We start from the raw sequence: 8,588 nt of genomic DNA, 5'->3' as shown, positions 1-8,588 counted from the left end.
CTGTGAGGTCCAGCAACAGCACGCGCAGCCCGGCGTCGGCGACTTCGCGCGCCACCAGGATCGCCGATGCAGCCGCCTCGTCGCCTTCCGGCGAGACGAATATGGCGCGCGCCGCACCGCTTGAGATCAGCTTTTCGGCAGCCCTTTCGATGTCGATCTCGCCCAGGGTGGAGCGCGCCGGTTCGGGCTCGACAACCGTTTGCTCTGTCGCCGCCGTAGCGGGCATTGCGACCGCATCCGGCGCCTCGGCCATGGCCTGCATCGCAGCGGCAAAAGGCTCCGCATCGGCTTCATGCGCAGGTTCAGGCAGTTCCTGGTGAATGACGGGTTCCTGGAAGACGGCAGGCTCGTGGCGGACAAATGGCTTGGCGGCCGGCGTCTGCGCCACATGGGGCATCGCGACCTCATCGATCCGTTCGAAACGGGAACCGCTCGCCGGCCGCATCGCGCGGCCTGAGAACAGCTCCCGCAGAAGCGTCACGATGGCCATGATCAGCAGCGATGCGGCGAAAGCCGCGCCGACGATCGGCCCCACCTTCGGGAAATAGGCCTCGGAGGGAACCGACGCCTTCGAGGCGATCCGGGCGTCGACCGGCAGATAGTTGCGGTCCTGGCGCGAAGCGGCTTCGCGGTAGTTGGTCAGGTAGAGTTCGAGCTGCTGTCGCTTGGCGGTCGCGTCGCGCTGCAGTGCGTCGAGGTCGGCCTGTTGTTCGCCGGCCTGCGCCGAAGCGGCTTTCAATGTGTTGACGTCGGCGACGAGCTGGTTCTCGCGGGCCTTTGCCGTCTCGGCCTGCATCAACAGGCCTTTCATGATCTTCTGGGCCTCGCTGCGGATCTGCGCGTCGAGATCGGACAGTTGCGATTTCAGCGCGCGAATGCGCGGATGATTGCCAAGCAGCGTCGTCGACAGATCGGCGATGTTGGAGCGCAATTCGACCTGTCGCTCACGCAAGCGCTGGATCAGGTCCGATGACAGAACCTCCGGCACTGCGTCCAGCGAACCGCCATTCTGCAGCGCCCTGCGCACACCGTCGGCGGTCGCTTCGGCCGCAGCGCGGTTGGCGCGCACTTTCGACAGTTCGCTCGACAGTTCCGAAAGCTGCTGGGTGGCCAGCACCGAATTGTTGCCACCCATCAGAAGATCGGACTGGGCTCGGTAGGCGGCGACCTTCGCCTCCGCATCCTTGACCTGCCGCTGCAGGTCGGCGATCTCGGGCGCCAGGAAGTCTGCCGCGGCGCTGTTCGATTCGAGCTTGGCCGCCCCTTGCCCCGCTATATAGGCGGCAGCGATGGCGTCCGGTATGGCGGCCGCGAGCTTGGGATCTTCCGATGAGAACTCGATGGCAATGATGCGGGTCTTCTCGACGCCGTAGACGTTGAGCTTCTCGTGCATTTTCTTGAGCACGCGCTCTTCCGTCGGAATTTCCATCGGGTCGCTTTTCAGGCCGACCAGGACCAGAGCGCGGCTCAGCGCCGACATGTCGAGCGCTTCATTGAACTCGGGCAGTTTTTCCAGCCCAAGCTTTTGCGAGACCTGCTTGAGGATTTCGTTGGAGGAAATGATCTGGACCTGGGTGGCGACGCCCTGCTCGTCGAGAATAGGCTTGTCGGTGTCGTTGTTGTTGCTGGCCGGCCGCGTGTAGATGGATTCGCGCGGCGCGATCTCCACCTGCGTCTCGGCCTTGTAGTGCCGGGTTGCCAGCGAGGCGAAAGCAAAGGCCAGCCCGGTCGCCAACAGGACGACGAGGCCTATACGCAGCCAATTCCTCGCCAGGCTGGCGAAGAGCTGCCTGAGATCGACATCGACATCTGCGGCCGCGGACTGAACGGACATGCATCCCTACTCCGATACTGGGTCAGCACGCACCGTAAACAACTATGGTAACTCAGCCGTTAAGATCGCGGTAAGTTTCCGTTAGGGTTTACTGGCGGGCGACAAACAAAACCGCCAGAAATCGCAAAAACTCTTGCCGATGCGCCACGTGTCGGCCGCTCCCTTTACCGGCCATTAACCCTAACAGGATGATAACGGGCCTCGATCCCTGATGTTTGCTGCGACGCCGCAGCGGCCCAGTCGAAGGTACTTGTCCGGTCATGAAAAGCACTGCTTCCCTGTTTCGCGCGCTGCTTGCCGTATCGATGCTGGCTGGCTGTTCCAGCTACCGGCCGACGCCGGCCGCCTTCCATGAGGTGCTCGATCAGCCCTATCGTCTTGGCGCCGGCGATCGCGTCCGCGTCACCGTGTTCGAGCAGGACGGGCTGACCAACACCTACAGCGTCGATCAATCCGGCTATCTCTCCTTCCCGCTTGTCGGCGCCATACCGGCGCGCGGCCACACCGCGCAGCAGATGGAAAAGGAGATCGCCGACAAATTGCGGCAAGGCTATCTGCGCGATCCCGACGTTTCGGTCGAGATCGACCGCTACCGGCCGATCTTCGTCATGGGCGAAGTGGGTGCCGCCGGCCAATACTCTTACGTCCCCGGCCTGACGGTGCAGAAGGCAATCGCCATTGCCGGCGGCTTCACGCCGCGCGCCAACCAGGAAAGCGTCGACATCACCCGCGACATCAACGGCAAGGTGATGACCGGCCGCGTGGTCACCTCCGACCCGCTGCTGCCGGGCGATACGGTCTACGTCCGCGAACGCCTGTTCTGACAGATACCAAGTGGCGGACAGGCTCAGGATCGTCCATTGCTTTCGCTCACCCGTCGGAGGAATTTTCCGGCATGTGCGCGACCTGACCGAGGCGCAGGTCGCCGCCGGGCATTCCGTCGGCATCGTCTGCGATTCGACGACGGGCGGCGCGTTCGAGGAACATCTGTTCGAGCAGATGAAGAACATGCTGGCGCTCGGCATTCATCGCACGCCGATGCAGCGCCACGTCGGTCCCGGCGACCTTGCCTCGGCTTGGCGCACGTACAGGATCATCAAGGAATTGCGGCCGGACGTACTGCACGGGCACGGCGCCAAGGGTGGCGCCTATGCCCGTCTGTTCGGCTCGTTGTTGCGGGTATCAAGGTCTCGCGTAGCCCGCCTTTATTCGCCGCATGGCGGCTCCCTCCACTATGACGAGAACACGACCACCGGAAAGCTGTTCTTCGCGCTCGAGCGCTTCATGGCTCGCTTCACCGACTATCTGCTGTTTGTCTCGGACTATGAGCGGCGGACCTATCGCCACAAGGTCGGCGAGCCGCCCATTCCCAACACCCTCGTCTATAACGGCCTGCGCGCCACTGAATTCGAGCCGGTGATCACCGCGCCGGACGCAGCCGACCTGCTTTATATCGGCATGATGCGCGACCTGAAGGGGCCGGACATCTTCATCGACGCATTGGCGCTCGCCGGCCCACGGTTCGGCCGCGCGCTGACCGCGGTGATGGTCGGCGACGGCGACGACCTACCGCGTTACCACGGGCAAGTGAAACGCCTCGGGCTCGAGCGCCATGTCCGCTTCCTACCGCCGATGCCGGCCAGGGAGGCCTTTGCCCTTGCCGCGCTTATCATCGTTCCTTCGCGCGCCGAAGCCATGCCCTATATCGTCCTGGAAACGCTTGCCGCGGGAAAGCCGATGATCGCAACAGCGGTCGGCGGCATTCCGGAGATATTCGACACCGGTTCCCCTGCCCTGATCCGACCTGACCCGATCGAGCTCGCCGAAAGGATGAGCCAAGCGCTGGCCGACCCGGCCGCCTATCGCGACCTGATGCCGGATGGGGCCGACCTCAAGGCACGCTTCGGCGCCGATGTGATGGCCGCCGACATCGAGAACGCCTATTTCGCCGCGCTCGACAAGTAGGCGCAGGACCAAGCCGTTCCAAAGCCGTATGTTGTTTCAAGGGTTTCTTAGCTCTCTTTTGCTATGACCGAGGGGAAGCTTGCGGAAAGCCCTCATGAACGAGATCGACCCCGCGCGCCGCTTTTCAGCAGAGGCGGTGCGTAAATTCGACGGCCCGGCCGATGGCGACACGCCAAGCGGCATGAACGATGTCGCGCGCCAGGTCGCCTCGCAGTACCGGCGCGATACGATGTCGCCGATCATGGTCAGCGGCGTCCTGCGCATGGTCGAATTCGGCTTGCTGTTCCTGTCCGGGCTCGCCGTCTATTTCCATTATGTCGGGTTCTTCAATTATCTCGCCTGGCAGTATCCGGTAACGATCGCCGCCGCGTCGTTCCTTGCCGTGGTGCTGCTCGACGTCACCGACTGCTACCAGATCGTCGCCCTGATGCGGCCGATCGCCAATTTCGGCCGTGTGCTGCTGGTCTGGGCCGGCACTTTCGCCCTGATGGCGCTGACGGCGTTCGTCATGAAGATGTCGGAAAACTATTCGCGCCTTTTGTTGGGCAGCTGGTTCGTCATCGGCTTCGTTCTCATCTTCGGCCTCAGGCTGGTAATGTCGAAGCTGATCCGGGCCTGGGCGCGCGATGGCCGCATGGAGCGGCGCGCCGTCATCGTCGGCGGCGGCAAGGCGGCGGAAATCCTGATCCGCTCGGTCGAAAAGCAGCCCTACAACGATATCCGCATCTGCGGCATCTTCGACGATCGCAGCGACAAGCGCTCGCCGCCCATCGTCGCCGGCTACCCCAAGCTCGGCACCATTTCGGAACTGATTGAATTCGCCCGCATAGCCCGCATCGACATGCTGATCGTGTCGCTGCCGCTGACCGCCGAATCCCGCGTTCTGCAGTTGCTGAAGAAGCTGTGGGTGCTGCCGGTCGACATCCGGCTTTCGGCGCATTCCAACGCGCTGCAGTTTCGCCCGCGTGCCTATTCCTACATCGGCGCGGTGCCGATGCTGGATATCTTTGACAAGCCGATCAACGACTGGGATTCGGTGGCCAAACGCGCCTTCGATATCGTCTTCAGCCTGATCGGCATCGTCGTGTTCTCGCCGGTCATGCTGGCGACCGCCATCGCCATCAAGCTCGACAGCAAGGGTCCGGTGCTGTTCCATCAGAAGCGGCACGGTTTCAACAACGAGATCATCGAGGTCTATAAGTTCCGTTCGATGTATACCGACAAGGCCGACCCGACCGCCAAGCAGACGGTGACCAAGAACGATCCTCGCGTCACCCGCGTCGGCCGCTTCATCCGCAAGACCTCGATCGACGAGCTGCCGCAGTTCTTCAATTCGCTTCTGGGTTCGCTATCGCTGGTCGGCCCGCGTCCGCACGCCATCGCCGCGCAGTCGCATAACCTGCTCTACAACGAGGTCGTCGACGGCTATTTCGCCCGCCACAAGGTCAAGCCCGGCGTCACCGGCTGGGCGCAGATCAATGGCTGGCGCGGCGAGATGGACACCAACGAGAAGATCCGCATGCGCACGGAGTATGATCTCTACTACATCGAGAACTGGTCGCTGCTGTTCGATTTGCGGATCCTGTTCCTGACGCCGCTCCGGCTGCTCAATACGGAAAACGCCTATTGAGCGCGATCAGCCATGATCTGCCGCAGGTCGTGGTCAACGCCAAGCTGGTCGCGCTGATTTCCTCGGGCGCGGTCTTCATCGGCATTCTGCTGTCCGGCTTCGTCATCAGCGAGCCGGCGCCCTATGAGCTCTACATGGCGGGGCTGATTGCCATCTGGGCGCTTTTCGGCTTGCGGATTTCCCGCGCGGCAACGCCGCTGCTGGTGCTGCTGGTGACGATGAACATCGGCGGCATGATCTCCATGACGCAGATGGCGGACCTCGCCAACACGCCGCTCTATCTCGCCGTGTCGCTGTTTCTCGCCTTCAGCGCGGTGTTCTTCGCATCGATCACAGCCGTACAGCCGAGCCTCTACCGATTGATCTTCATTGCCTATGTGGTTTCGGCCGTGGCCACCTCGCTGCTTGGCATTGCAGGCTACTTCCATGCCTTTCCGGGCGCCGAGATGTTCACCAAATACGACCGTGCCGCCGGCGCCTTCCAGGATCCGAACGTGTTTGGACCGTTCCTGGTGCTGCCCGGCATCTATCTGCTCTATTTGCTCCTGACCGGACCGGTGACGCGCATGCCGCTGCTGGCGGTGCCACTGCTGATCATCACCGCCGGCATCTTCTTCTCCTTTTCGCGCGGCGCCTGGGGCATGTTCGCCGTTTCGGCCGTCCTGCTCACCGGCTGCCTGTTCCTGCAGAGCGCCAGCGGCATGTTCCGGCTGCGCGTGGTGGTGATGACGATTGCAGCACTGGCGCTGCTGGTCGTCGCCATGATCGTCATCCTGCAGCTGCCCGGCGTGTCGGAGATGTTCTCCAACCGTGCCCATCTCGAACAGAGCTACGACACCGCCCGCCTCGGCCGCTTCGCCCGCTACGGCATCGGCTTCCAGATGGCGATGGAGCATCCGTTCGGCATCGGCCCGCTGGTCTTCGGCACGATCTTCGGTGAAGACACCCACGACATCTGGCTGAAGATGCTGATGGATTATGGCTGGCTCGGCTTCGTGTCGTTCCTCGCGCTCGTCTTGTGGACGATAGCAGCCGGCTTCCGCATCCTGCTGCGCGACCGGCCGTGGCAGCCCTATCTCCTGTGCGCCTATGTCGCCTTCATCGGCAATATCGGGCTCGGCACCTTCATCGACATCGACCACTGGCGCCATGTCTACCTGCTGCTCGGCCTGATCTGGGGCGCCATCGCGCTGGAATATAGGCATCAACTGCTGTTGCGGCCTGCCTTACAGGGCTCGCCGGCACCGGCATAAAAGTCGCGGGAGTGAGAGGGCTTCACGTTGGCCTTCGGTGGAGATCCGGCCCGCTCTACATCACGACGAAGACAGCTTCGAGAGCTTCCCGAATACGAAGTTTCTGATGGATTTCCTGACTAGGCGCTCTACATGCGCTTTACTCGGCTTCATTTGCGTTTTGAAGCGTCAGGCCAGTGTAGATCGAGTGCTCGACGGACGGTTGGTCCATGGCAAAAATATGCGGTTGTGGCAAAAACATCACATAATTTCATTTCGCTCCCGGCTATTGTTGTTCCCGAGGGAATTACTTGGGTTGGGAGAAATACGTGAATAGATTCTTAGCAGTTCTCGCGGTTGCCGCCCTGTCGGCAAGCACCGCGTCAGCAGCAGACATGTTGGCCCCGGTTGCGGGGTCGGCCTATGACTGGAGCGGCCTCTATGTCGGCGGCCATCTCGGCGTTGCCAATGGTGACATCACGGCAACGGATATGACCGAGCCAAACGGTGGGTTCTTCACCGACCTCGTTCCGGCGGGAACAGAAGGATTTGACTTCAACAAAGCCGGCGTAGCCGGCGGTATCCATGCAGGCGCGCAATGGCAGTGGGGACAGTTCATTCTGGGCGGCGAAGCGACCTGGACGGCAACGGGCATCCGCAAGACCATCACCAGCCCCTATTTCCCGGACAGCGACACCGAGACCGCCAAAATCTCGAATTATGCCACGGTCGTCGGCCGCGTCGGCTACGCCTTCGATCGCGTGCTGATCTATGCCAAGGCTGGTTATGCCGGCGGCAAGGTGGATTTCCGCGCCCGAGACAACGACGCCCTGGTGACCTACGAAAAGAATGAGTGGCAGAACGGCTATGCGCTCGGCGCTGGCATCGACTATGCCCTTACGAACAACCTCTCGCTTGGCGTGGACTACACCCACGTTGACCTCGGCCATAAGACGAGCACGGGCGACAACGTGTTCGATGATGGCACTCTCGGCGACAATCCCGAGACCTATCGCACAGAGGCAAAGGTCGATGCCGTGATGGCCCGGCTAACCTACAAGTTTGGAATGGGTCAGTAGTGCATCGACATCATTTTCGCGGATCAGATCTAGCGTCAGGGGAGCTCGTCAGCGCTCCCCTTTCCTCGTAGCCTACATATTCCTTCGAACATTCTGGCGATTGAACGAAGTCTTGAACTTCTTTGGGCAATTGCAGCCTAGAGCGGTGCAGGCTATGCCCTTCCAGGGCAAGACAAAGCACGTAGTGTGTCCGCCCTCGGTGACCGGAACCTAAGCAGCACTTGCGGTATGATTTGTCGGTGTGACTTTCGGTCACCAAAGGCACACCGGGACACCATCTGTTCCCATTTCACCAATTTCAGCGAATTCGCCTCTTGCTTCTGAACCCTTGAGAATATAGGGCTTTCCGCGGTCCGGAGTGTAGCGCAGCCCGGTAGCGCACTTGACTGGGGGTCAAGGGGTCGTCGGTTCGAATCCGGCCACTCCGACCAAATTTGAAAGCAGGACTTGCCCCCGAAGTCCGCCTCTCCAGATGCTTCGGTCAGCCCGGCCAAATCTCGGATCGGGGCAACCATGTGCTCTGCCGCTTGAACTCTGGCTTGGGCTACCCCTGGCACACATCGATCCACTCAGCCCCAATCAGCTCAACCATCCTCTGCGGGCTGATCCGCACCGCCGCATTGGTGGCGCCTGCCGCGGGCACGACCTCGTCAAATTCGCGCAGCGATACGTCGCAATAGACCGGCAGCGGCGCCGGCAGGCCGAACGGGCAGACGCCGCCGACCGGGTGGCTCGTCGCTTCGACAACTTCCGCCGCGTCGAGCATGCGCGGCTTGCCGCCGAACTGGTCCTTGAACTTGCGGTTGTCCAGCCTGGCGATGCCGCTGGTCACCACCAGCATGGTGCGG

The 8,588-nt window shown here is 61.9% G+C and carries 7 protein-coding genes and 1 tRNA gene; 6 read left to right on the top strand and 2 right to left on the bottom strand.

Annotated features, from left to right (window positions below; genetic code table 11):
* The coding region (locus EN884_RS15715; RefSeq protein ID WP_128360618.1) for a GumC family protein at positions 1-1,834 on the bottom strand (1,834 nt) is incomplete at its 3' end.
* Between the two features lie 260 nt (positions 1,835-2,094).
* On the opposite strand from EN884_RS15715, the gene EN884_RS15710 reads away from it, so the two are divergent.
* The 6 genes from EN884_RS15710 (at position 2,095) to EN884_RS15685 (ending at position 8,171) form a co-directional block, all read left to right on the top strand.
* Entirely contained in the window at positions 2,095-2,658 is a 564-nt protein-coding gene (locus EN884_RS15710; RefSeq protein WP_013532220.1) for a polysaccharide biosynthesis/export family protein, read from the top strand.
* Between the two features lie 10 nt (positions 2,659-2,668).
* The gene (locus tag EN884_RS15705; protein ID WP_063167774.1) at positions 2,669-3,799 is read left to right on the top strand and encodes a glycosyltransferase family 4 protein; all 1,131 of its coding nucleotides are present in this window, start codon (positions 2,669-2,671) and stop codon (positions 3,797-3,799) included.
* Between the two features lie 94 nt (positions 3,800-3,893).
* Positions 3,894-5,429: an undecaprenyl-phosphate glucose phosphotransferase gene (locus tag EN884_RS15700; RefSeq protein WP_063167773.1), complete on the top strand. Its 1,536-nt coding sequence runs from the start codon at positions 3,894-3,896 to the stop codon at positions 5,427-5,429.
* On the top strand, positions 5,426-6,682 hold the full coding sequence (locus EN884_RS15695) for an O-antigen ligase family protein (RefSeq protein ID WP_063167772.1): 1,257 nt from the start codon (positions 5,426-5,428) through the stop codon (positions 6,680-6,682). The genes EN884_RS15700 and EN884_RS15695 overlap by 4 nt, the downstream gene beginning before the upstream one ends.
* A 290-nt stretch (positions 6,683-6,972) precedes the next feature.
* Complete coding sequence (locus tag EN884_RS15690) at positions 6,973-7,740, top strand: outer membrane beta-barrel protein (protein ID WP_013532224.1); 768 nt, start codon at positions 6,973-6,975, stop codon at positions 7,738-7,740.
* A gap of 354 nt (positions 7,741-8,094) precedes the next feature.
* Positions 8,095-8,171: transfer RNA gene (locus EN884_RS15685), tRNA-Pro, on the top strand.
* Between the two features lie 113 nt (positions 8,172-8,284).
* Here EN884_RS15685 and EN884_RS15680 read toward each other — a convergent pair.
* The coding region (locus tag EN884_RS15680; protein WP_164895022.1) for a YbaK/EbsC family protein at positions 8,285-8,588 on the bottom strand (304 nt) is incomplete at its 5' end.

The sequence above is a fragment of the Mesorhizobium sp. M7A.F.Ca.AU.001.01.1.1 genome, assembly GCF_004022735.1.
Lineage (GTDB): Bacteria > Pseudomonadota > Alphaproteobacteria > Rhizobiales > Rhizobiaceae > Mesorhizobium > Mesorhizobium ciceri.
Note: the sequence above shows the minus strand (reverse complement) of the source record. Positions and strands in the feature narration are given on the sequence as shown.

What these genes read in the sequence shown, in the direction of transcription:
- EN884_RS15710 (WP_013532220.1), top strand. Translation starts at nt 2,095, where the DNA reads ATGAAAAGCACTGCTTCCCTGTTTCGCGCGCTGCTTGCCGTATCGATG.
- EN884_RS15700 (WP_063167773.1), top strand. Translation starts at nt 3,894, where the DNA reads ATGAACGAGATCGACCCCGCGCGCCGCTTTTCAGCAGAGGCGGTGCGT.